This window comes from Geodermatophilus sp. SYSU D00700 (assembly GCF_054050255.1).
This window is the reverse complement of record NZ_JBJGZA010000014.1, coordinates 18,835-40,211: the sequence shown is the minus strand read 5'-3', so window position 1 is coordinate 40,211 and position 21,377 is coordinate 18,835. Positions and strand designations below refer to the sequence as shown.

25 protein-coding genes and 1 tRNA gene are annotated in these 21,377 nt (G+C 76.2%); 13 read left to right on the top strand and 13 right to left on the bottom strand.

Annotation, left to right across the window (positions count from 1 at the left end; genetic code table 11):
* Positions 1-89 precede the first annotated feature (89 nt).
* Entirely contained in the window at positions 90-863 is a 774-nt protein-coding gene (locus tag ACI79V_RS12460; RefSeq protein ID WP_456889661.1) for an SDR family NAD(P)-dependent oxidoreductase, read from the top strand.
* A gap of 13 nt (positions 864-876) precedes the next feature.
* Positions 877-1,140, top strand: coding sequence for a hypothetical protein (locus ACI79V_RS12455; protein WP_456889659.1), 264 nt, complete (start codon positions 877-879; stop codon positions 1,138-1,140).
* Between the two features lie 43 nt (positions 1,141-1,183).
* On the opposite strand, the gene ACI79V_RS12450 is transcribed toward ACI79V_RS12455, so the two are convergent.
* The 3 genes from ACI79V_RS12450 to ACI79V_RS12440 form a co-directional block, all read right to left on the bottom strand.
* Entirely contained in the window at positions 1,184-3,568 is a 2,385-nt protein-coding gene (locus ACI79V_RS12450; protein ID WP_456889657.1) for a SpoIIE family protein phosphatase, read from the bottom strand.
* Positions 3,565-4,170 (bottom strand): biliverdin-producing heme oxygenase, encoded by a 606-nt coding sequence (locus tag ACI79V_RS12445; protein ID WP_456889655.1) that lies wholly within the window; start codon positions 4,168-4,170, stop codon positions 3,565-3,567. The genes ACI79V_RS12450 and ACI79V_RS12445 overlap by 4 nt, the downstream gene beginning before the upstream one ends.
* Positions 4,171-4,255: 85 nt before the next feature.
* Positions 4,256-5,371, bottom strand: a complete 1,116-nt coding sequence (locus ACI79V_RS12440; protein ID WP_456889653.1) for a helix-turn-helix domain-containing protein — start codon at positions 5,369-5,371, stop codon at positions 4,256-4,258.
* A gap of 110 nt (positions 5,372-5,481) precedes the next feature.
* On the opposite strand from ACI79V_RS12440, the gene ACI79V_RS12435 reads away from it, so the two are divergent.
* The gene (locus ACI79V_RS12435) at positions 5,482-6,411 is read left to right on the top strand and encodes a proline dehydrogenase family protein (protein WP_456889651.1); all 930 of its coding nucleotides are present in this window, start codon (positions 5,482-5,484) and stop codon (positions 6,409-6,411) included.
* Between the two features lie 25 nt (positions 6,412-6,436).
* A complete protein-coding gene (gene pruA / locus ACI79V_RS12430; RefSeq protein WP_456889650.1) occupies positions 6,437-8,062 on the top strand; it encodes an L-glutamate gamma-semialdehyde dehydrogenase in 1,626 nt (541 codons plus the stop codon).
* 109 nt (positions 8,063-8,171) lie between these two features.
* Here the strand turns inward: pruA and ACI79V_RS12425 are convergent, their stop codons facing one another.
* On the bottom strand, positions 8,172-8,696 hold the full coding sequence (locus ACI79V_RS12425; protein ID WP_456889648.1) for a DUF488 domain-containing protein: 525 nt from the start codon (positions 8,694-8,696) through the stop codon (positions 8,172-8,174).
* Between the two features lie 84 nt (positions 8,697-8,780).
* Here ACI79V_RS12425 and ACI79V_RS12420 point away from each other — a divergent pair, with 84 nt between their 5' ends.
* A complete protein-coding gene (locus ACI79V_RS12420; protein WP_456889646.1) occupies positions 8,781-9,959 on the top strand; it encodes an MFS transporter in 1,179 nt (392 codons plus the stop codon).
* Between the two features lie 3 nt (positions 9,960-9,962).
* On the opposite strand, the gene ACI79V_RS12415 is transcribed toward ACI79V_RS12420, so the two are convergent.
* Positions 9,963-10,394, bottom strand: a complete 432-nt coding sequence (locus ACI79V_RS12415; protein WP_456873465.1) for an Lrp/AsnC family transcriptional regulator — start codon at positions 10,392-10,394, stop codon at positions 9,963-9,965.
* Positions 10,395-10,497: 103 nt separating this feature from the next.
* Between ACI79V_RS12415 and ACI79V_RS12410 the strand changes: the two genes are divergently transcribed.
* On the top strand, positions 10,498-11,535 hold the full coding sequence (locus tag ACI79V_RS12410; RefSeq protein WP_456889644.1) for an ornithine cyclodeaminase: 1,038 nt from the start codon (positions 10,498-10,500) through the stop codon (positions 11,533-11,535).
* A complete protein-coding gene (gene ctlX, locus ACI79V_RS12405) occupies positions 11,532-12,524 on the top strand; it encodes a citrulline utilization hydrolase CtlX (protein WP_456889642.1) in 993 nt (330 codons plus the stop codon). Before ACI79V_RS12410 ends, ctlX begins: the two co-directional genes overlap by 4 nt.
* Positions 12,525-12,531: 7 nt before the next feature.
* On the opposite strand, the gene ACI79V_RS12400 is transcribed toward ctlX, so the two are convergent.
* From ACI79V_RS12400 to ACI79V_RS12370, 7 genes are all read right to left on the bottom strand, one after another.
* Positions 12,532-12,879, bottom strand: coding sequence for a hypothetical protein (locus tag ACI79V_RS12400; protein ID WP_456889641.1), 348 nt, complete (start codon positions 12,877-12,879; stop codon positions 12,532-12,534).
* A 58-nt stretch (positions 12,880-12,937) separates the two neighbouring features.
* Positions 12,938-13,756, bottom strand: coding sequence for an ABC transporter permease (locus ACI79V_RS12395; protein WP_456889639.1), 819 nt, complete (start codon positions 13,754-13,756; stop codon positions 12,938-12,940).
* A complete protein-coding gene (locus ACI79V_RS12390) occupies positions 13,753-14,673 on the bottom strand; it encodes an ABC transporter ATP-binding protein (RefSeq protein ID WP_456889638.1) in 921 nt (306 codons plus the stop codon). Before ACI79V_RS12390 ends, ACI79V_RS12395 begins: the two co-directional genes overlap by 4 nt.
* Positions 14,674-14,815: 142 nt before the next feature.
* Entirely contained in the window at positions 14,816-15,895 is a 1,080-nt protein-coding gene (locus tag ACI79V_RS12385) for an NAD(P)-binding domain-containing protein (RefSeq protein ID WP_456889637.1), read from the bottom strand.
* Between the two features lie 27 nt (positions 15,896-15,922).
* Positions 15,923-16,264, bottom strand: coding sequence for a hypothetical protein (locus tag ACI79V_RS12380; RefSeq protein ID WP_456889635.1), 342 nt, complete (start codon positions 16,262-16,264; stop codon positions 15,923-15,925).
* A gap of 22 nt (positions 16,265-16,286) precedes the next feature.
* On the bottom strand, positions 16,287-17,147 hold the full coding sequence (locus tag ACI79V_RS12375; RefSeq protein WP_456889633.1) for an NmrA family NAD(P)-binding protein: 861 nt from the start codon (positions 17,145-17,147) through the stop codon (positions 16,287-16,289).
* On the bottom strand, positions 17,144-17,773 hold the full coding sequence (locus tag ACI79V_RS12370) for an NAD(P)-dependent oxidoreductase (RefSeq protein WP_456889632.1): 630 nt from the start codon (positions 17,771-17,773) through the stop codon (positions 17,144-17,146). The genes ACI79V_RS12375 and ACI79V_RS12370 overlap by 4 nt, the downstream gene beginning before the upstream one ends.
* A gap of 58 nt (positions 17,774-17,831) precedes the next feature.
* Between ACI79V_RS12370 and ACI79V_RS12365 the strand changes: the two genes are divergently transcribed.
* The 6 genes from ACI79V_RS12365 to ACI79V_RS12340 all read left to right on the top strand — a co-directional run bounded on the left by ACI79V_RS12365 (position 17,832) and on the right by ACI79V_RS12340 (position 21,188).
* Entirely contained in the window at positions 17,832-18,302 is a 471-nt protein-coding gene (locus ACI79V_RS12365) for a MarR family winged helix-turn-helix transcriptional regulator (protein WP_456889631.1), read from the top strand.
* 95 nt (positions 18,303-18,397) lie between these two features.
* Entirely contained in the window at positions 18,398-19,537 is a 1,140-nt protein-coding gene (locus ACI79V_RS12360; RefSeq protein ID WP_456889796.1) for a zinc-dependent alcohol dehydrogenase, read from the top strand.
* A gap of 9 nt (positions 19,538-19,546) precedes the next feature.
* Positions 19,547-20,140, top strand: coding sequence for a hypothetical protein (locus ACI79V_RS12355; RefSeq protein ID WP_456889630.1), 594 nt, complete (start codon positions 19,547-19,549; stop codon positions 20,138-20,140).
* A 30-nt stretch (positions 20,141-20,170) separates the two neighbouring features.
* Positions 20,171-20,362, top strand: a complete 192-nt coding sequence (locus tag ACI79V_RS12350) for a DNA-binding protein (protein ID WP_456889629.1) — start codon at positions 20,171-20,173, stop codon at positions 20,360-20,362.
* Positions 20,363-20,368: 6 nt separating this feature from the next.
* Positions 20,369-20,671: an antibiotic biosynthesis monooxygenase family protein gene (locus ACI79V_RS12345; protein WP_456889628.1), complete on the top strand. Its 303-nt coding sequence runs from the start codon at positions 20,369-20,371 to the stop codon at positions 20,669-20,671.
* Positions 20,672-20,702: 31 nt separating this feature from the next.
* Complete coding sequence (locus ACI79V_RS12340; RefSeq protein WP_456889627.1) at positions 20,703-21,188, top strand: GNAT family N-acetyltransferase; 486 nt, start codon at positions 20,703-20,705, stop codon at positions 21,186-21,188.
* 68 nt (positions 21,189-21,256) lie between these two features.
* Here ACI79V_RS12340 and ACI79V_RS12335 read toward each other — a convergent pair.
* A tRNA-Lys gene (locus tag ACI79V_RS12335) sits at positions 21,257-21,332 on the bottom strand.
* Positions 21,333-21,377 lie beyond the last annotated feature (45 nt).

Below are 21,377 nucleotides of genomic sequence, written 5' to 3'. Positions count from 1 at the left end.
TCCGACCTGCGGGCGGGGCTGACCTCCGCGAGAGTGGCCGGGGACGCGAGACGTGATCACGGCCGACCGGCCGGAGGACGGAGGAACGGGTGGCAGGGGAGCTCAAGGGCCGCGTGGCGCTGGTCACCGGCGGGGCGAGCGGGCTGGGCCGGGCGACGTGCGTGTCGCTGGCCGAGGCCGGCGCGCACGTCGTCGTCGCCGACATCGACGCCGACGGCAGCGCGCGGACCCGCGAGCTGGTCACCGACGCCGGGGGCAGCGCCGACGTCGTCGCCCTCGACGTGACCGACGACGCCGCCCGCCGGGCGGTGGTGGCGCAGCTGTTCGAGCAGCACGGCGACGCCTTCGACGTGCTGGTCAACGTGGCCGGCATCGACCGTCCGGGCTACGTCACCGACATCGACCTCGACGACTACCGCCGGGTCATGGCCGTCAACTGCGAGGGCCCGGTCTTCCTGACCAGCGAGTTCGTCAAGCGGGTCCAGCACCTGCCCGAGGGCCGCACCGCCGACGTGGTGCACGTCGTGTCGCTGTCGGCGATCACCTCGGGCAGCGGCGCGATCGCCTACAACGGCTCCAAGGCCGGCTTCCTCAACGCCACCCGCTGCATCCAGCGCGAGCTGCGGGAGAAGGCCGTGCAGCTCCCCGACGGCGGCGAGCGGCCCTTCCCGTGCCGGGTGCAGGCGGTCATCCCCGCGGCGATGGACACCCCGATGATGGAGCAGTGGGGGATCCCGGGGCACCTGATGATGCCGCCGTCCGCGGTCGCCGACACGGTGCGCACGCTGCTGCTGCTGCACCCCTCGGCGTTCGTGCCGGAGATGCAGATCGTGCCGCGGCTCGAGCCGAACTTCCCCCGCTGAGGAGGGTCGAGCGATGACCGGACCGGACGACGTCCCCGACAGCGGCATGGCCTCCGGCAGCGACGCCGGCGAGCCCGGGGAGCGCCTCGGCAGGGGCGACCTGCGGCCCGACGAGGAGCAGCTGCTCGCCCAGCTCCAGCGAGGCGTCGACGACGCGGCCCCTGCGGGCGGTGACGCGGAGCTGCGGGCGGCCGAGGACGAGGTCCCGCTGCCCGCCGACGGCGGCACGCAGGACGACGGCCTGGAGGCCCGCTTCTCCGACACCGACGGGGGCTGAACCGGCCCCGGACGTGCACCGTGCACTTCCGCGGAAGTGCGCGTCAGGAGCCGGTCAGGCGGACCGCGACCAGCGCGACGTCGTCCTCGGCGCCCTCGGGCACCAGCCGCTCGAGGACGCCGTCGCAGACCTCCTCGACCGGCCGGCCGCGCAGGTCGGCCAGGGCGTGGGCCAGCCGGTCGACGCCGTCGTCGAAGCCCTCGGCGCGGCGCTCGACCAGCCCGTCGGTGTAGAGCAGCAGCGTCGAGCCGGGCTCGAGGAGCACCTCGGAGTCGGTGCGGGTCGTCCCGGGGTGCACGCCGAGGAGCAGGTCGGCCCGCCCGGCAGCGAGCACGCGGGCGCTGCCGTCGGGGCCGGCGATCAGCGGCGGCAGGTGCCCGGCGCTCGACCAGCGCAGCCGCGCGCCGCCGCCGGCGGGCTCGAGCCGGGCGACGAGCACGGTGGCCATGGCGGCGAGGTCGAGCCCCTCGATCGCGGCGTCGAGCCGGGACAGAACCCGGGCGGGGCTGTCGCCGTTGTCGAACGCGATGCCCCGCAGCAGCCCGCGCAGCTGCGCCATGCAGGCGGCGGCCTGCACGTCGTGGCCGACGACGTCGCCGATGACCAGCATCGTGGCGCCGTCGGGCTGGTTGAACGCGTCGTACCAGTCGCCGCCGACCTGCGCCTCGCGGGTGGCGGGCACGTAGCGCACGCCCACCTCGACGCCGGCGGGCGACGGCGGCTCGGACAGCAGGCTGCGCTGCAGGGTCTCCGCGGCCCGCACGATGCTGCGGGAACGGGCGTAGAGGGCCTCGAGCAGGTGGCCGCGCAGCTCGCGGACCTCGGCGCGCTCCTGCGGTGTCCACGGGAACGAGCGGTCCCGGACGGTCTCCCGCCACCGGTCGAAGCTCTTGCGGGGGCTGAGCCGGACGTCGTCGCCCTCCCGCTGGGCGAGCGCCTTCTCGTGCGGGTCGCCGCCCCAGTCGACGTGCCGCACGGCCTCGCGCCGGTGCCACAGCACGTACTGTCCCTCCGGCAGGGGCAGGACGAGCACGCCGCAGGCGACGTCGACCGGGACGCCGAGTCCGGGCGCCTCCCGCTGCAGGGAGTCGGTGGCCACGACGTCGTCCCCGCGCGCCGCCGCCCAGCCCACCAGCCGCTCGACGACGGCGGCCGGCAGCTCCTCGCCGGCGCTCCCGGTGGCGTCCTGCAGCGCGACGGTGACGCCGTCGGCGGGCAGCACGTCGAGCAGGCTGGGCCTGCCCAGGAGGGTGTCGACGAGGGGGCGGTCCTCGTCGAGCGTCGCCGCGGTCAGCCAGGCCAGCGTGGAGCGCACCCGCAGCGCCCGGTGCACCTCCTCCTCGGCGGTGCGGTCGACCAGTCGCAGCGACAGCGTGGAGCCGAGGAACTCCGCCGCGGCGCGGGTGGCGAACGGCGGCTGGTGCGGGCCGGAGTAGTGGTGGCAGGCGATGAGCCCCCACAGCCGGCCGTCGCGCAGCAGCGAGATCGACATCGAGGCCCGCACGCCCATGTTGTGCAGGTACTCGAGGTGGATCGGGGAGACGCTGCGCAGCGTCGAGTACGTGAGGTCCAGCGGGCGGCCGGTGGCCGGGTGGGCGGCGGGCCGGATCGGGCTGGGGACGTAGTCGACGTCGCTGATCAGCCGCAGCCAGTTCTTCTCGTACAGGGCCCGGGCCTGGGCCGGGATGTCGGAGGCGGGGTAGTGCAGGCCGAGGAACGAGCCGAGGTGCCCCGCCCTGGCCTCGGCGACGACCTCGCCGTTGTAGTCGGCGTCGTAGCGGTAGACCATCACGCGGTCGAAGCCGGTCAGGTCGCGCACCGCCCGCGCGGTGGTGTCGTAGAGCTCCTGCAGCGTCGCCGCCCGGTTCAGCTCGGCGACCGTGCCGCGCACCGCCTGGTAGGTGTTCGGGAAGGAGAACGGCCGCGGCCCGCGCGCCGGCTCCAGCTCCACGACCAGGTTGGTCACCGGCGCGTCCCCGCCGGCCGGCTGCCCGTGCCCGTCGCGGGCGCCGTCCAGCACCGCCCGGTGCAGGATCGCGTCGACCGGCACCGGGTCGCCGTCGACGTCGAGGGTCACCTCCACCGGGTTGCGCTCGCGGAGGTCGCCGAACGCGCTGGCCGAGCGGACGACCGCCTCGGCCGGGGCGACGCCCAGGACGTCGGCCAGCGGCCGTCCGAGGGCGTCGGACCACGCGACCCCGGTCAGCCCGGCGAGGTTCTCGGAGGCCTGGACGACCACCAGGTCGGGCTCGCTCACGGCCAGCAGTGCCCCGCGCGGCTGGACGCTGCCCGGGACGTGGATCGGCTCACGCGCGCAGTTGTCCAGGTCGACCGCCTCGCCGGGCCCCAGCCAGGCGACCTCCTCGCCGGCGGTGGCCTCGACGTCACGGGCGTGGACGTCGCCGGCGCGGGCGCCGACGTCGGTCACGCGGGGACCCCGGGCCGGGCGGCGGGCGCGCACCAGTCGGCCAGGACGGCGAAGGTCCCGCGGGCGGCCGCGACGACGCGGTCGGCGTCCCCGTGGCCGGCCACGTGCCGGCGGGTGGTGCGCCGGAAGGCCGCCCACATCGCGCCGGTGTCCTCGCCGTAGGGGCTGAAGCAGCGCAGTCGGGGCAGCCCGGGCACGCCGGCCAGGTGGCGGTCGATGAACGCGCCGCCGAGCGTGGAGCCCTCCAGGACGTAGAGCCGGCCCAGGGCGGCCCCGGTGTCGGGGACGTCCGGCAGCGCGGGGCGCTCCGCGCCGGGAGCCGCGCCGAGCGCGTGCAGGTCGGCGGCGTAGAGGGCGGCCCGCCGCCGGCGGTCCCAGTCCAGGGCCGCGGCGTCACCGGGGCAGCGGGCGGCCCAGGCGTCGAGTCCGGCCTCGGCGGCGCGCCAGAAGGAGTGCAGCAGCCCCAGCACCTCGACCAGCCGGTCCCGGTCCAGGTGGGGGTCCACCAGCCCGAGCGCGGTCTCCACCCGCTCGTGCTCCACGGCGGTGGCCGTGCGGAGGTCCCGGAGGACGTCGCCGGCGCCGCCCGCGTCTCGAGGCAACGCCTCTCCTCCCGCAGCCATCAGCCACCCGAGGGTAGGTCAGCACCGGTGCGCCGTCGCGGCGGGACGGATGCTCTCTGCAACCTCATCCCAGCCGGGCGCGGCGCAGCGAGGCGTGCACCAGCAGCCGGGTGTCACCGTCGGCGAGGTCCAGCCCCGTCAGGGCGGTGATCCGGCCCAGTCGGGAGTACAGCGTCTGCCGGTGGATCCCCAGCGCGGCCGACGTGCGGGCAGCACTGCCGGCCGCGTCCAGGTAGGCCTCGGCGGTGGCGGCCAGCGTCGGCTCGGCGAGCAGCGGCGCCACGGCGGGGTCCGGTCCGGGCAGCGCCGCGGCGGCCCGCCAGCCGCCGAGCCCGGACCAGGCGGCCACCGGCGCCAGCCGGGGGACGACGGCGGCGACCGCGGCGGCCGCCCGTGCCTGTGCCCAGCGGCCGGGCAGGCCGTCGACCCCCGGCGCCGGGTCGGACACCCCCGCGGTGCTGCCCGCGGGCAGCCGGGCGAGCAGGGGTCCCGCCGCGGCGCAGGCCGCGCGCGCGTCGGCCGCCCGCGGCAGCCGCACGGCGACGGCGACCTCGCTGCGCCCGCCGGCGCCCTCCAGCACCGCCGCGCCCGCGGGGAGGCGGCGGTCCCGCGGCAGCGCGCCGCCGGGCGGGCGCAGCGCCACCAGGGCCACCGCGGCGCCGGCGAACCGGGCGGCCAGCACGGCGCCGGCCTGCTCCCGCCCGGCTCCGGAGCCGGCGCCCAGCACGGCCGCCAGCGCCGTCGCGAGGTCGTCGTCCGCGCGCCGCCGGGCCAGCAGCTCCCCGGCGCGGGCGGCGAGGTCGAGCGCCGCGGCCAGCGCGGGGTCGCCGGTGCCCGCGGGGTCGGTGCGGCCGCCGTCGAGCAGCCACAGGTAGCCCAGGGTGCGGCCCTCGTGCCGGACCGGCAGCAGCAGGCGGGTGAGGATGCCGGCGTCGGGGTCGGCGGGCGTGCGCAGCGGCCCCTGCGCCCGGGCGATGCCGAGGTCCTCGAACCAGCGGCGGGTCGCCGGCGTGGACCCCCGGCCGAGGATCGAGCGGGTGCGGACGGCGTCCATGGCGGTGCCGTCGTCGAGCGGGTGCGCGGCGAAGGCCAGCAGCGTGAAGTCGGTGTCCTCGAGCGTCGCGGGCGCGCCGAGCAGCCGGGCCACCTCGTCGACGACGTCCTGCAGGTCGTCGCGCATCGTACGAATGTATGACGCGGCGACGTACGACTGTCCCTGGCGGCTGGCCCGGGGGGTCCTTAGCGTCGGTACCGGACGCTGGTGTCCGGACGGGACGGAGGTCGGTTCAGGTGCTCTCCACGAAGACCGTGCTGCTGGGGGCCTCGCGGCGCCCGGCGCTGCGCCGCGCCCTGGTGGGCACGCCGGTCACCCGGAAGGTGGTCCAGCGGTTCGTGGCCGGCGAGACGCTGCCGGAGGCGCTGGCCGTCGTCACCCGCCTGACCGGCGAGGGCATCGCGGTGACCCTCGACCACCTCGGCGAGGACGTGACCGACCCGGAGACGGCCCGCGGCACCCGCGACGCCTACCTCGCGCTGCTCGACGGGCTGGCGCCGCTGGGCCTCGGTGCCGACGCGGAGGTGTCGGTCAAGCTCTCCGCCTTCGGGCAGGCGCTGCCCGGCGGCCACGACGTCGCGCTGGAGATGGTCCGGCCGGTGGTCGAGCGGGCCACCGCGATCGGCACGACGGTCACCCTCGACATGGAGGACTCCTCGACCGTCGACTCCACCCTGGCGATCCTGGCCGAGCTGCGTCGCGACCACCCGGGCACCGGTGCGGTGCTGCAGTCGGCGCTGCGCCGCACCGAGGACGACGTCCGGGCGCTGGCGGTGCCCGGCTCGCGGGTGCGGCTGGTCAAGGGCGCCTACGACGAGCCGGCCGCGGTCGCCTTCCGCGACCGCCAGGACGTGGACGCCGCCTACGCCCGCTGCCTGGGCATCCTGATGCGCGGGCCGGGGTACCCGATGGTCGGCAGCCACGACCCGGCGATGGTCGACCTCGCGCAGCGGCTGGCCGCCGAGTACGGCCGGGCCGCCGACTCGTGGGAGGTGCAGATGCTGCACGGCATCCGCGTCGACGAGCAGCGCCGGCTGGCCGCGGCCGGCACCCGCGTGCGCGCCTACGTCCCCTACGGCGTCGACTGGTACGGCTACTTCGTCCGCCGGCTGGCCGAGCGCCCGGCCAACCTGCGCTTCTTCCTCCGCGCCCTCGTCACCCGCTGACCCCTTCTCCCCCCGGAGGCATGCCGTGGACGGCATCACCCGCGTCCCCCCGCCGCACAACGAGCCGGTGCTCACCTACGCCCCCGGCTCCCCGGAGCGCGCCGCGCTCGAGACCCGCCTGGCCGAGCTGGCTGCCGAGCCGCTGGAGCTGACCGCGACCATCGGCGACAAGCAGCGCATGGCCGGCGGCGAACGCTTCGACGTCGTCCAGCCGCACCGGCACGCCGCCGTGCTCGGCACCTCGGCGCACGCCACGCACGCCGACGCCACCGAGGCCGTGGCCGCCGCCAAGGCCGCCGCCCCGGCCTGGCGCGACCTGTCCCTCGACGACCGCGCCGCGGTGTTCCTCAAGGCCGCCGACCTGCTCGCCGGGCCGTGGCGGCAGACGCTGAACGCCGCGACCATGCTCGGCCAGTCGAAGACCGCCTACCAGGCCGAGATCGACAGCGCCTGCGAGCTGGTCGACTTCTGGCGCTGGAACGTGCACTTCGCCCGCGAGGTCGTGTCCGCCCAGCCGGTGTCCTCGCCGGGCGTGTGGAACCGCAGCGACCACCGGCCGCTCGAGGGCTTCGTCTACGCGGTCACGCCGTTCAACTTCACCGCGATCGCCGGCAACCTGCCGACCGCGCCGGCGCTCATGGGCAACACCGTGGTGTGGAAGCCCGCCCCCACCCAGCAGTTCGCCGCCCACTTCGTCATGCGGCTGCTGGAGGAGGCCGGCCTGCCCCCGGGTGTGATCAACATGCTGCCCGGCGACGGCATCCCGGTGTCCGAGGTGGTGCTCGCCGACCGCGACCTCGCCGGCATCCACTTCACCGGGTCGACCCCGGTGTTCCAGCACCTGTGGCGGACGGTGGGCGAGAACATCGCCCACTACCGCGGCTACCCGCGCGTCGTCGGCGAGACCGGCGGCAAGGACTTCGTCGTCGCCCACCCCTCGGCCGACGTCGACGTGCTGCGCACGGCGCTGGTCCGCGGCGCGTTCGAGTACCAGGGGCAGAAGTGCTCCGCCGCCTCGCGCGCCTACGTGCCGCGGTCGGTGTGGACCCGGCTGCGCGACGACCTGGTCGACACCACCGAGTCGCTGTCGATGGGCGACGTCACCGACTTCTCGAACTTCATGGGCGCGGTGATCGACCGGAGGTCGTTCTCGAAGCTGTCCGGCGTCATCGACCGGGTCGACGACGACCCGGCGCTGTCGATCGTCGCCGGTGGCCAGAAGGACGACTCCGAGGGCTTCTTCGTCCGGCCGACGGTCATCGAGGGCACCGACCCGGGGCACGAGGTGTTCACCACCGAGTACTTCGGGCCGATCCTCGCCGTGCACGTCTACGACGACGCCGACTACGACACCGTGCTGACCCAGATGGAGTCGGCGGCGCCCTACGCGCTGACCGGCGCGGTCATCGCCCAGGACCGGGCGGCCATCGCGCACGCCCAGCGGGTGCTGCGGTTCGCGGCCGGCAACTTCTACGTCAACGACAAGCCGACCGGCGCCGTCGTCGGTCAGCAGCCCTTCGGCGGCGGCCGCGCGAGCGGCACCAACGACAAGGCCGGTGCGGCGCAGAACCTGCAGCGCTGGACCTCGACCCGGTCGATCAAGGAGACGTTCGTCCCGCCGACCGACCACCGCTACCCGCACATGGGGTGACCGCGACGATCAGGTGACCTGATCGTCGGGCGTCCTCCCTCACGTCCCACCGTGGGGGAGGACGCCGCACGGTGGGGGAGGACGCCACGCCACCCGCCGGGCACGCCGCTCAGCCCGGCCAGTGCAGCAGGCCGTCGTCGCCGAGGACGGCGCCGGCGGACGGGGTGTGTGGGGCGAGCCGGCCGTCGGGCATGAGGTGGTCCACCGCGACGCCGCGGGCGAGGACGGCGACGTCGGCGACGATCCGCCGGTGGCAGCGCCACCACACGCTCTCGCTGCACATCACCGCGACCGGGCCCGCCGCCGCCTCGGCCAGCACGTCGTCGAGCGCGGCGGCGAACTCGGCCGTGCGGGTGTGGACGGCATAGGCCGCGAACTGCCCGACGGTCCACCAGCCGTCCTCGACCGGCTCGCCCGGGGGCAGCCGGCGCCGCCCGCCCAGCCGTGGCTCCCAGCGGTAGCCGATGCCGGCGGCCGGCAGCCACTCCTCGAACGCCTCCCGCCGCACGTCGGGGTTGCTGCGGCTGCCCGGGAACCGCCGGACGTCGACCACGCACCCGACCCCCGCCGCGGCCAGCCGGGCGCCGAGGCGGGCGCGGTCGTCGGGCCCGTGGCCCACGGTCAGCAGCGGCACCCGCACTGCCTACCCGGTCCGGCGCACCCGCCCGGTGCCGGTCATGCTCGTGGGTCGGGCACCGCGCCCGCGGAAAGGAACGGGATGGCCGAGAGCACGACGCGGGACCGGACGTCGCTGTGGCGGCTGCCGGCGATGCGGGCACTGGTCGGCGCGACGGGACTCGGCTTCGCCGGCTACTGCCTCACGCTGGCCTCCCTCCCGGCCTACGCGGTCGCGGGCGGCGCCTCCGCCGACACCGCCGGCGTGGTCACCGCCGTGTTCCTGCTCGTGACCGTCGCCGGGCAGTCGGTCGTGCCCGCCCTCACCGCCCGCCACGGCCTCGGCCCGGTGCTCGCCGGCGGGCTGCTGCTCCTCGGCGCCCCCTCGCCGCTCTACGTCCTCGACGACGGCGTGCTGTGGCTGTCGGTGGTGTCGGCGGTGCGCGGTGCCGGCTTCGCGGTGCTGACCGTGCTCGGGGCGGTGCTCGCGGCCCAGGTCGCCCCGCCCGGCCGCCGCGGCGAGTCCATCGGCCTGTACGGACTGGCCATCGCGGTGCCCAACCTGCTCGCCGTGCCCGCGGGCGTGGCGCTGGTGCTCGACGGGCACGCCGCCTGGCTGGCCTGGCTGGCCGCCTCCCCGGTGCTCGCCCTGCCGCTGGTGCCCGGGCTCGCCCGCTCCGTGCACTGGGAGGGTGCGGCCGGCGGCTCCTCGCGGGCGGCGGTGCGCGCCGCGCTGGCGCCGTCGGCGGTCCTGCTGCTGGTCACCCTCGCCGGCGGCGGCCTGATGACCTTCCTGCCGATCGAGCGCCCCGACGGCGCCCTCGCCACGACGGGCCTGCTGCTGTTCGGGGTCACCGGCGCGCTGTTCCGCTGGCGCGCGGGCCTGCTCGCCGACCGGGTCGGCACCCGCCGGCTGCTGCCGGTGGCCCTGGTCGTCGGCGCGGCCGGGCTCGGCGCGGTGGCACTGGGCCTGGGCCCGCTGGAGGCCGGCACGGGCGACGCCGTCGTGCTCGCCGGGGCCGCCGTCTTCGGGGCCGGCTACGGCGCGGTGCAGAACCTGACGCTGGTCACCGCCTTCGCCCGCGCGGGGGAGGGCGGGTCGACGGCGGCCAGCGCCCTGTGGAACGCCGCCTTCGACGCCGGCACCGCGGCCGGTGCGCTGGCCCTCGGCCTGGTCGCCGCGGGCCTGGGTCTGCCGGGGACCTACGTGCTGGTCGCCGGCGTGCTGTTCGCCGGACTGCCGCTGGCCCGCGTCGCGACCCGTCCGGCCCGCCCGGCCTGACGGTCAGCGCAGCACGGAGGTCAGCAGCAGGCTGGTCTGGCTGTTGATGATCCCGGGCACCGACCGGATCCGGTTGAGCAGCCGGTCGAAGGCGACCAGGTCGGTGGTGCGGTGCTCGGCCACCAGGTCCCAGGCGCCGTTGGTCGAGTGCATCGACTCGATCTCGGGGAAGCCGCGCAGCCGCCGGATGACCTCGTCGGTGGAGCGGCCCTCCACCTCGACGAGCGACACCGCCCGCACGCCGCCGGCCGCGGCCTCGTCGCGCACCCGCACGGTGAAGCCCACGATCACGTCGTCGGCCACCAGCCGGTCGAGGTGGCTGGTCACCGTCGCGCGGGTGACCCCCAGCCGCCGGGCGAGCTCGGCCACCGGGGCCCGGCCGTCCTCGCGCAGCGCCGAGAGCAGCCGCCGGTCGAGGTCGCTGAGGTCGGCCATGCGCAGACCGTACAGCGGCACCGCTCAGGTCGTATGACCCGCGAGCATGACGCGCGCTCCCTGCTCATTGTGTGTACAGATCGCCAAGTCATACCGTTTCGGTATGACCATGTTCGTCGACGTGCGCAACATGGTCCGCTGGACCGCAGACACCGGCCCCCAGCGGATCATCGACGGGATGTCCCGCTACATCGAGGACGACTTCCGCCGCTGGGAGTCCTTCGACAAGATCGCCCGGGTCGGCAGCCACACGCCCTTCGGTGTGATCGAGCTGATGCCCACGAGCGACGGCGAGACCTACGCCTTCAAGTACGTCAACGGTCACCCGAGCAACCCCGCCCGCGGCTTCCAGACCGTCAGCGCCTTCGGCGCGCTGGCCGACGTGTCCAACGGCTACCCGGTGTTCCTCGCCGAGATGACGCTGCTGACCGCGCTGCGCACCGCCGCGACCTCGGCCATGGTCGCCCGCCACCTCGCCCGGCCCGACTCGACCACGCTCGCGCTCATCGGCGCCGGCAGCCAGTCGGAGTTCCAGGCGCTGGGCATGCGCGCGGCCCTCGGCATCAACGACGTCGCCGTCTGGGACACCGACCCCGCCGCCATGGACAAGCTCGTCCGCAACCTCGAGCCGCTCGGGTTCAGCGTGCGCGTCGCCCGCTCCGCCCAGGACGCCGTCCGCGGCGCCGACGTCGTCACCACCTGCACCGCCGACAAGGCCCGCGCCACCGTGCTGTCCACCGAGTGGGTGGAGCCGGGCATGCACCTCAACGCCATCGGCGGCGACTGCCCCGGCAAGACCGAGCTCGACCCGGCCATCCTGCTGCGCGAGGACACCGACGTCTTCGTCGAGTTCCCCCCGCAGACCTGGGTCGAGGGCGAGATCCAGGCCATGCCGCGGGACTTCCCGGTCATCGAGCTGTGGGAGGTCGTCACCGGCCGCCGGCCGGGGCGGACCTCCGCGGAGCAGGTCACCCTCTTCGACTCGGTCGGCTTCGCGATCGAGGACCTGTCCGCGCTGCGTTACGTGCGCGACGCGGTGCGCGGCACGCCGTGGGTCGACGACATCGACCTCGTGGCCGAGCCCGAGGACCCCAAGGACCTGTTCGGGATGGTCGCGGCGCTCACGCCGATCCCCTCGTGACGGCGCCGGACCTCTCCGGCCAGGCACCCGCCGCGGTCGTCCTGGTCCGGCCCCACGCCTTCCAGCCCAACCCGCAGACGCTGGCCGACAACGCCTTCCAGGCCGCGGAGGTCGGTGGGGACCCCGCCGTCCTCGCCCGCCGCGCGCACGACGAGGTGACCGCGCTGGCCGATGCGCTCACGGGCGTGGGGGTGCGGGTGCACCTGTTCGACGACCCCGAGCCCGACCGGCCCGACAGCGTCTTCCCGAACAACTGGCTGTCGACCCACGCCGACGGGCGGGTCGCGCTGTTCCCGATGTACGCGGCCAACCGCCGCCGGGAGCGGCGCGGCGACGTCGTCGAGTTCCTCAAGGCGGCCTACCGGGTGCACGAGGTGGTCGACCTGTCCGGCCTCGAGCACGACGGCGTCTTCCTCGAGGGCACCGGCGCGATGGTGCTCGACCACGTGCACCGGGTCGCCTACGTCGCGCGCTCGCGGCGGGTCGACCCGGTCGCGCTGGAGCGCTTCTGCCGCGTCTTCGGCTACGAGCCGGTCGTCTTCGACGCCGTGGACGCCGCGGGGCGGCCGATCTACCACACCAACGTGATGATGAGCGTCGGCGGCGAGTACGCGCTGGTGGCCCTGGAGATGCTGCCCTCGGCCGCCGAGCGGGAGCAGCTGTGCACCCGGCTGGCCGCCGGCGGGCGCACCGTCGTGCCGCTGACGGGCCGGCAGATCGGCGAGTTCGCCGGCAACGCCATCGAGGTGCTCGGCAGCGACGGGCCGGTGCTGGCGCTGTCGGCCCGCGCGGCGGCGAGCCTGGACACCGGCCAGCGGCGGCTGATCGAGGCCTCGGCCCGGCTGCTGCCGGTCGCGGTGCCCACCGTCGAGCTGGCCGGCGGGTCGGTGCGCTGCATGATCGCCGGCGTGCACCTCGAGGCCCGGACCGCCGCCGTCGTCCCGGCGCGGTCCCGGGCCGCGGACGACGCGGCGCCGGTCCCCGCCTAGGGGCGGCTCAGCCGGCGATGCGGTCGGCGGCCGCGCGCAGCGACCGCAGCAGCAGGACCTCCTCGGCCGAGCGGCGCAGCCAGGCCCGCAGCGCGGCCGGGTCGTCGCGGGCGGCGTCGCGGACGCCGCCCAGGCGCAGCTGGCGGGTGTTGGCCTGCGCCCGCTGGGCCGGCGGCAGCGCCCGGCCCTCGGTGCGGGCCAGCGAGGTGAGCGCGGCGCCGACGTAGACGAGGTCGCGCACCTCGTCGACGTCGGCGAGGACGGCGTCGGCACCGGGGCCGTCGCCGTCCTCCAGTCGGCTCAGCAGCAGGCCGGCACGCTCGCGGCCGAGGGCGGCGGGATCGGGGGAGGTCACCCCTCCACTGTGCCCGCCCGCCGCCCCCGGCTGCCGGGCGGTCCCTGCTCGGGCGATCTCAGGCGTCGCGGCGGGTGAAGACCAGCGCCCCGACCGCGAGCACGACGGCGACCTCGACGGCGAACACGGCGAACCCGGCCCAGGGCTCGAGCAGCAGCGGGTTGAACGTCTCCGGCGTGGCGATCCGGGAGCCGGCGTTGCCCGGCATGAGCTTGGTCAGCCACTCGCCGAGCGCGCCGGGCAGGAGCATCACCAGGTTGCCGACCAGGAACACCAGCGCGAGCACCACCGACACGACGGCGGCCGTCGAGCGCAGCAGCAGCCCCGCGGCCATCGCGAGCAGGCCGAGCCCGGCCATGTACAGGCCGCTGCCGAGCAGCGAACGCAGCATCCCGTCGTCGCCCAGGGCGATGCCGATGCCCTCGGCGGACAGGAAGGCGTTGCCGCCGAGCCAGCCGAGGAACGCGGTCACGACGCCGGCCACGAACAGCGTGCCGCTGAGCACCAGCGCCTTGGCCACCAGCACCGTGCCGCGGCGCGGGGTGGCGGCCAGGGTCGCGCGGATCATGCCGGTGCCGTACTCGCTGGTGACCGTCAGCGCGCCGAGCACGACGGCGGTCACCTGCGCGAACAGCAGTCCCCAGGTGATGAACGCGCCGACCGGCTCGCCGGTCTGCCCGGCGGCGAGGTCGGGGGCGACCAGGGCGCAGACGAGGGTGGTGAGACCGGCGCCGAGGGCGACCATCGCCGCCACCGACCAGCCGGTCGAGCGCACCGACCACAGCTTGATCCACTCGGCGTGCACGGTGCGGGGCAGCGAGGTGCCGCCCGGGGGGAGCGGGGCGGTGCGGGGAGCGGCCAGGGCGGGAGCGGTCACCGGGTCACCTCGGCGGGGCGGGCGGCGGCGTACTCGACGCTGCCGGCGGTCAGGGTCATGAACGCCTCCTCCAGCGAGGAGGTGACGAGGCCGAGCTCGTGCAGCACGAGACCGGCGCCGGCGGCGAGCTCGCCGGTGGTCGCGGTGTCGACGCCCTGCACGCGCAGGTCGTCGCCGTCGCGGGTGACGTCGGCGCCGGACCGGCGGAGCAGCTCGGCCAGCCGCCCGGCCTGCGGGGAGCGCACCCGGACGAAGGAGGCGGCGTGCTCGGCGATGAACTCGGCGGTCGAGCAGTCGGCCAGCACCCGGCCGCGGCCGACGACGACGAGGTGGTCGGCGGTCAGCGCCATCTCGGCCATCAGGTGGCTGGAGACCAGCACCGTGCGGCCCTCGGCGGCGAGGTCGCGGGCCAGGGTGCGCACCCAGCGGATGCCCTCGGGGTCCAGGCCGTTGACCGGCTCGTCGAGCACCACCACCGGCGGGTCACCGAGCAGCGCCGCCGCGATGCCCAGCCGCTGGCCCATGCCCAGGGAGAACCGGCCGACCCGCTGGCCGGCCACCGCCTCCAGCCCGACCAGGCCCAGCACCTCCTCGACCCGGGCCGCCGGGATGCCGTTGCTGGCGGCCATCCAGCGCAGGTGCGCCCGGGCGGTGCGGCCCGGGTGCAGGGCGCGGGCCTCGAGCAGCGCGCCGACCGCGCGCAGCGGGGCGGGAGAGTCGGCGTAGCGGGCGCCGTCGACGGTGACCGTGCCGGAGGTGGGTCGGTCCAGGCCGATGACCATCCGCATCGTCGTCGACTTGCCCGCGCCGTTGGGGCCGAGGAACCCGGTCACGCGACCCGGGCGGACGGTGAACGAGACGCCGTCGACGGCGACCCGGTCGCCGTAGCGCTTGGTCAGCTCGGTGGCGACGATCACGGGGTCACCGCCGGGAGGGGGAAGGGGAGGAGGTCATGGACCGGAAGGCTCCCGCCGGCGGGGTGCCCGGCACATCCGGGCGTTCCCCCGACCCGACCCTGATCCGCCCCCGACCGAGCGGTGGGGGAGCGCCCGGGGCGGGTCAGGCGGTGCGCGGCAGGTCGTCCGCGGCCAGCAGCCGGCGCAGCGTCACCGCGGCGCCGCGCCCAGCCCGGTTGGCGCCGATCGTGCTGGCCGACGGGCCGTAGCCGACCAGCTGCAGGCGGGGCTCGCCGACGGCGGAGGTGCCCTCGACGGGGATTACGCCGTCGCGGGTGCGCAGCCGCAGCGGCGCGAGGTGGCCGACGGCGGCGCGGAAGCCGGTGGCCCACAGCAGCACGTCGGCGGCGAGGAACCGGCCGTCGTCCCAGGCCACGCCGTCGGGGGTGATCCGGTCGAACACCGGCAGCCGGGTCAGGACGCCGTCGTCGAACGCCCGGCGCACCCAGGGGGTGACCACCAGGCCGGTCACGCCGACGACGCTGCCGGGCATCCGGCCGGCGCGGACGGCGTCGGCCACCCGCGCGACCGCCGCCCGGCCCTGCTCCTCGCCGAAGGGCCCCTCGCGCCAGACCGGGGGCCGGCGGGTCACCCACGTGGTGCGGGCGACCGGGGCGATCTCGCCGAGCAGCTGCACCGCCGACGCGCCGCCACCGACGACCACCACCGACCGCCCGGCGAACTCCGCGGGCCCCCGGTAGCCGACCGTGTGCAGCTGCCGGCCGCGGAAGGTCTCCTGGCCCGGGTAGTGCGGCACGAACGGGCGGGTCCAGGTGCCGGTGGCGTTGACGACGCCGCGCGCCCGCCACGTGCCGGCGTCGGACTCGACGAGGAACCGGCCGTCGCCGGTGCGGCGGACCGCGGACACCCGAACCGGCCGCTGCACGGGCAGGTCGAAGCGCCGCTCGTACTCGGAGAAGTAGGCCGGCACCGCCTCGGCGGCGGGCAGGTCCTCGGACGCCGGCTCGAACGGCAGCCCCGGCAGCTCGTGCACCCGGTGGGTGGTGGCCAGCGTCAGCGAGGGCCAGCGGTGCTGCCAGGCGCCGCCGGGCGCGGCGTCGCCGTCGAGGACGACGAAGCCGCTGCCGGGCGCGAAGCCCTGCCGGGCCAGGTGGTACGCGGCGGACAGGCCGGCCTGCCCCGCCCCGACCACCACGACGTCGACGTCCCGCGGGCTGCTCACACCCGCGGAACGCCGGCCGGTCGGCCGCTATGCCGGGGTCAGCCGCTCCAGGTCCGCGCCGGTCAGGGTCACCGACGCGGGGTCGTAGCCGAACCGGACGACGACGGCGCCGGGCCGGGCCTCCACCAGCCAGGCCGTGCGCGGCTCGCCGCCGTCGGCCGGGCGGTACTCCCACCGCTCGGCCAGCAGCGCCAGCCCGCGGGCGCGCAGGAACGACACCGCCTCCTCGCGCGTGGCGAAGGCCCGCAGCGGCGTGCCGGGGACGGCGTGCGCGGTCCACCCGCCGTCGCACGGCGCGGCGGCCAGGTGGCCGACGAGTTCGCCGTCCTCCGGACGGTGCACCGGCTCGAGCACGGGGGCGGTGGTCATGCCGCCGACGGTAGGGACGGGCTCAACCGGTTTCCGGCCGCCAGGCGTCGGCGTGGTCCTCGACGAACTGCCGCAGCGTGGTGGGCTCCCGGCCGAGCAGCCGCGCGAGGTCGCCGGTGGTGCGCGCGGCCAGGCCCAGCCGGCTGGTCGAGAACAGCAGGGTCATCACCAGGACCATCCCGGGCGGCGTGCCCTCGCCCAGCTTCTCCCGCGCGAAGGCGACCACCCCGGGGTGCGGGTAGACCACCGGGCGGCCCAGCACCGCCGACAGGGTGGCCGCGATCTCGGCGAAGGTCGGGGCCTCCCGGGCGGTCAGCTCGTAGGCGCGTCCCTCGTGTCCCGGCCCGGTGAGCGCCGCGGCGGCCACCTCGGCGAGGTCGCGGACGTCGACGTGCGCGGTCCGCCCGTTGCCCGCCGGCACCGAGATCCGCGACCGGTCCCGGATCTCCTCGCGGTGCACGGTGAGCAGGTTCTGGTAGAAGTTCGCCGGCCGCAGGTGGGTCCAGGCCAGGCCGGTGGCCTCCACCCGCTTCTCCAGGGCCCGGTGGGGCAGCAGCGGGTTGCGCCCGGCCGCCTGCACCGACAGCACGACCACCCGCCGCACCCCGGCGGCGACGACCGCGTCGAGGAAGGGCTGCAGCCGCTCGACCCGGGCGACGTCGGGCGGGCGCAGCACGAACAGCGCCTCGACGCCGTCGAGGGCGGCCGGCCAGCTGCCGGCGTCCTCCAGGTCGAGCCGGACGGTGGACACCCCGGCCGGGAGCGCCGCGGCCGCCCGCTCCGGGTCGCGCGCACCGGCGCGCACGTCGGCGCCGAGCGCGGCCAGCCGGCGGACGACCTCGCCGCCGACCGTGCCGGTGGCGCCGGCGACGAGGACGGTCACCGGTCGCCGGCCACGACGAACGGCGCCGCCGACAGCCACTCGCGCCCCTCGGCCAGCTCGACCATGGCCAGGGCGGCGTCGGCCTTGGCCAGCGGCGCGGCACGCAGCCCGGGCGCCTCCGTGGTCAGGCGGTAGCGGCCGGTGCCGGGGCGATCGGCCAGCCGCGGCGGACGCACCTGCGTCCACTCCAGGTCCGAGGCGGCGAGCAGTCGGTACTCGCCCTCCTTGTCCTCGACGACGTCGCGGGCCAGCCGGTGGGTGAGGCCGGAGACGAACCGCGCCCCGGCGCCCTTGCGGTCACCCGGGAGGTCGCAGCCGGCCCCGGAGACGCCCACGAACCGGCGCGAACCGGCCTCGCCCATGGCGGTCACCAGCCCGGGCAGCGCCGCGCGGCCCACGTCCCCGCCGGAGCCCTTGGTCACGCCGACGCACCACAGGACGGCGTCGGCGTCCTCCACCGCCTTCGCGACCAGGACGGCGTCGCGGACGTCCCCGGTGCGCTCCTCCACCCCCGCGTGCCCTACCGGGCGGCGGGCCACCGCGACCACCGTGTGACCGCGCTCGGCCGCCAGCCGCACCGCGTGCCGGCCCACGCCGCCCGCGGCTCCGAACACCACCACGTGCACGTCCGTCTCCCTCCGTGTCAGGTGCCCTGACCCGATGGTGTCAGGTAACCTGACACCCGTGCAACGGCGGGCGGAGCTGCCGCTGGCCTACCTGCTGCTGCAGGCCGGCCGGGCGTTCGACGCCGCCCTGCGCGAGGAGCTGGCCGCGCGCGGGTGGCCGCGGCTGACGGCCGCGCAGTCGCTGGTCTTCGCCCACCTCGGCCCGGGCGGCACCCCGCCGGCCGAGCTGGCCCGGCGGCTGGGCACCACCCGCCAGGCCCAGCAGGACCTGGTGGCCGGTCTCGTGCGGCTGGGGCTGCTCGAGACCGTGGCCGACCCCGCGCGGCGCCGCGGCCGGCTGGTGCGGCTGACCGGCAGCGGGCGGGACCTCGCCGCCGACGCCGCCGGCGTGCTGGCGCGATACGAGGAGGAGCTCGGCGACCGGGCCGCCGGGCTGCGGGCGCTGCTGGCCGAGGTCACCGCGGTGGCCGGCGGGTGGCGGCGCCCGGACGACGACGTCCCCGGCGGCCCGGGCGCGACGGCCGACTGACGGCGGCCCGTTTCCGTCGTGCGGACCCCGGGCACGGCGCAGGCAGCGGCCGGCCGGACCGGTCCTCGCCGACAGAGGGAGACACCGTGCGCGCGATGGTCTACCGCGGGCCGTACAAGGTCCGGGTCGAGGACAAGGACGTCCCGGCGATCGAGCACTCGAACGACGCGATCGTCCGCGTCACGCTGGCCGCCATCTGCGGCTCGGACCTGCACCTCTACCACGGGCTGATGCCGGACACCCGGGTCGGGCACACCTTCGGCCACGAGTTCATCGGCGTCGTCGAGCAGGTCGGGCCCTCGGTGCAGAACCTGTCGGTCGGCGACCGGGTCATGGTGCCGTTCAACGTCTTCTGCGGGTCGTGCTGGTTCTGCGCCCGCGGCCTGTACTCCAACTGCCACAACGTCAACCCCAACGCGACCGCCGTCGGGGGCATCTACGGCTACTCGCACACGACCGGCGGTTACGACGGCGGCCAGTCGCAGTACGTCCGCGTCCCGTTCGCCGACGTCGGCCCGGTGCGGATCCCCGACTGGTTGCACGACGAGGACGCCGTCGTGATGACCGACGCCGCCGCTACCGGCTACTTCGGCGCCCAGCTCGGCGACATCGCCGAGGGCGACACGGTCGTCGTCCTCGGTGCCGGGCCGGTCGGCCTGGTCGCCGCCCAGTCGGCGTGGCTGATGGGCGCGGGCCGGGTGATCGTCGTCGACCACCTGCAGGAGCGGCTGGAGAAGGCGCGGACCATGGCCCACGCCGAGACGCTGGACTACGACCAGTACGACGACGTCGTCGTCGAGCTCAAGGAGCAGACCGACTTCCTGGGCGCCGACGTCGTCATCGAGGCGGTGGGTGCGGAGGCCGACGGCAACCTCCTGCAGCACGTGACCGGGACCAAGCTCAAGCTGCAGGGCGGGTCGCCGGTCGCGCTCAACTGGGCGATCGACGGGGTGCGCAAAGGCGGCACGGTGGCCGTCGTCGGCGCCTACGGGCCGATCCCCAACGCGGTGAAGTTCGGCGACGCGCTGAACAAGGGGCTCACCCTGCGGATGAACCAGACGCCGGTGAAGCGGCAGTGGCCGCGGATGTTCGAGCACGTGCGCAACGGCCACCTGACGCCGCGTGAGGTGGTCACGCACCGCTTCCCGCTGGAGGAGATCGCCGAGGCCTACCACGTGTTCTCCAGCAAGCTCGACGGCTGCATCAAGCCGGTGATCGTGCCCGACGCGGCCTGAGGAGCCCCCGTGACCGACCCCGACGTCCCCAGCGCCATCCCGAGTGCGTACGTCCGGGACAAGCGCACACCGCCGCCGAGCCGCGAGGAGCTGCGCGCCCGGATCCCCGGCTGGGGCGCCGACCTCGACCCGGCCGTGCGGCCGTCGTACCCGAAGCTGCAGTACCCGGCCGACACCGGCGCCCACTGGGACTTCCCCGAGCGGCAGCCGGGCGGCGAGGGCAGGGAGCGCTCGATCGAGCACGCCTTCGTGACGCCGGTGTTCGGCACCGCGCAGCCGCTGCACGGGCTGTCCGGGGCGATCCGCCGGGTCGCCTACGCCCGGTTCAGCGAGGGCCGGCTGGCGCACTGGCTGCTGCTGATCGCCGGTGACCGGGTCGACGCGTGGGGTGCCCACCTGCGGTCGTTCGCCTCGCTGCGCCCCGACGTGCCCGCCACCGGCCTGCGGACGGAGGTCACCCGCGGCGGGCTGCGGTCGCGGCGGGGTCGCAGCGACGCGCGGCACCAGCTCCTCGACCCGGTGGTCGTCGCCGGGCCGTGGATCGCCGGCGCCGGGGCTGCGGTGCTCGGCGTCCGGAGGGTGGTGCGCGCCGTCCGGAGCTGACCGTCACCGAGCGGCGCTACGGTCCGGGGCGTGACGCCACTGGACGAGCTGCCGCGCATCGGCGCGCCGGCCACCGGAGCCCTGCGCCTGGCCGGCTACACGCGCCTCGACCAACTCGCCGGCGTCCCGCGCACGTCGCTGGCCGCGCTGCACGGCGTGGGCCCGAAGGCGCTGCGGATCCTCGACGAGGCCCTCGCCGAGCACGGGCTGCGGATGAGCTGACCGCCCGTGTACCTGCGGATCTGGCAGTTCGACGTGCTGCCCGCGGCGGTCGACCGGTTCGTCGCGGCCTACGGCCCCGACGGCGACTGGGCACGGCTGTTCGCCCGCGCCGAGGGCTACGCCGGCACGGAGCTGTTCCGCAGCGCCGAGGGCGGGACCCGCTTCGTCACGGTCGACCGCTGGCGGGACGAGCCGGCCTGGGCGGCGTTCCTCGAGCGGGAGGGGGAGGACTACCGGGCCCTCGACGAGCGGCTCGCCGCGCTGACCGTGGCGGAGCTGCCGCTGTGCGAGGGCACGGCGCCCGGGTGAGCGGCGTGACCGCCTGACTACGTTCGGACGCGTGCCGGACCTGCAGCGCCTCGCCCTCCACCACGCCCCCGCTGTGCTCGCCTTCGAGCAGGAGAACCGGGCCTGGTTCGCGCGGTCCGTGCCGGACCGGGGGGACGGGTACTTCGCCTCCTTCCCAGAGCGGCACGCCGCCCTGCTCGCGGAGCAGGCGGCCGGTCACTGCCACTTCCACGTCCTGGTCGAGGACGACGGGCGCGTGGTCGGCCGCGTCAACCTGGTCGACGTCGAGGACGGACAGGCCGAACTCGGCTTCCGGGTGGCCGAACGGGTCGCCGGCCGCGGCGTGGCCACGGGCGGGGTCCGTCGGGTCCTCGGACTCGCCCGGGAGCGCTACGGGCTCCGGCGGCTGGTGGCCGCCGCCGCGCTGGACAACATGGCCTCGCTGGGCGTGCTGCGCAGCGTGGGCTTCGTGCCCGTCGGCGACGTCCGGCTCGAGGGGCGTCCCGGGCGGCTGCACGAGCACCGGCTGACGGGGTGACCCGCGCTGGGCTGCCCCGGGGACGACGAAGCGGCCCCCTCCGGAGGAGGGAGCCGCTGGTCGGGGAGTGGTGCGCCATCAGGGACTCGAACCCCGAACCCGCTGATTAAGAGTCAGCTGCTCTGCCAATTGAGCTAATGGCGCGTGTCGCCCGCCTGCGTGGGCTCCGGGAGGGAACGATACCAGCGC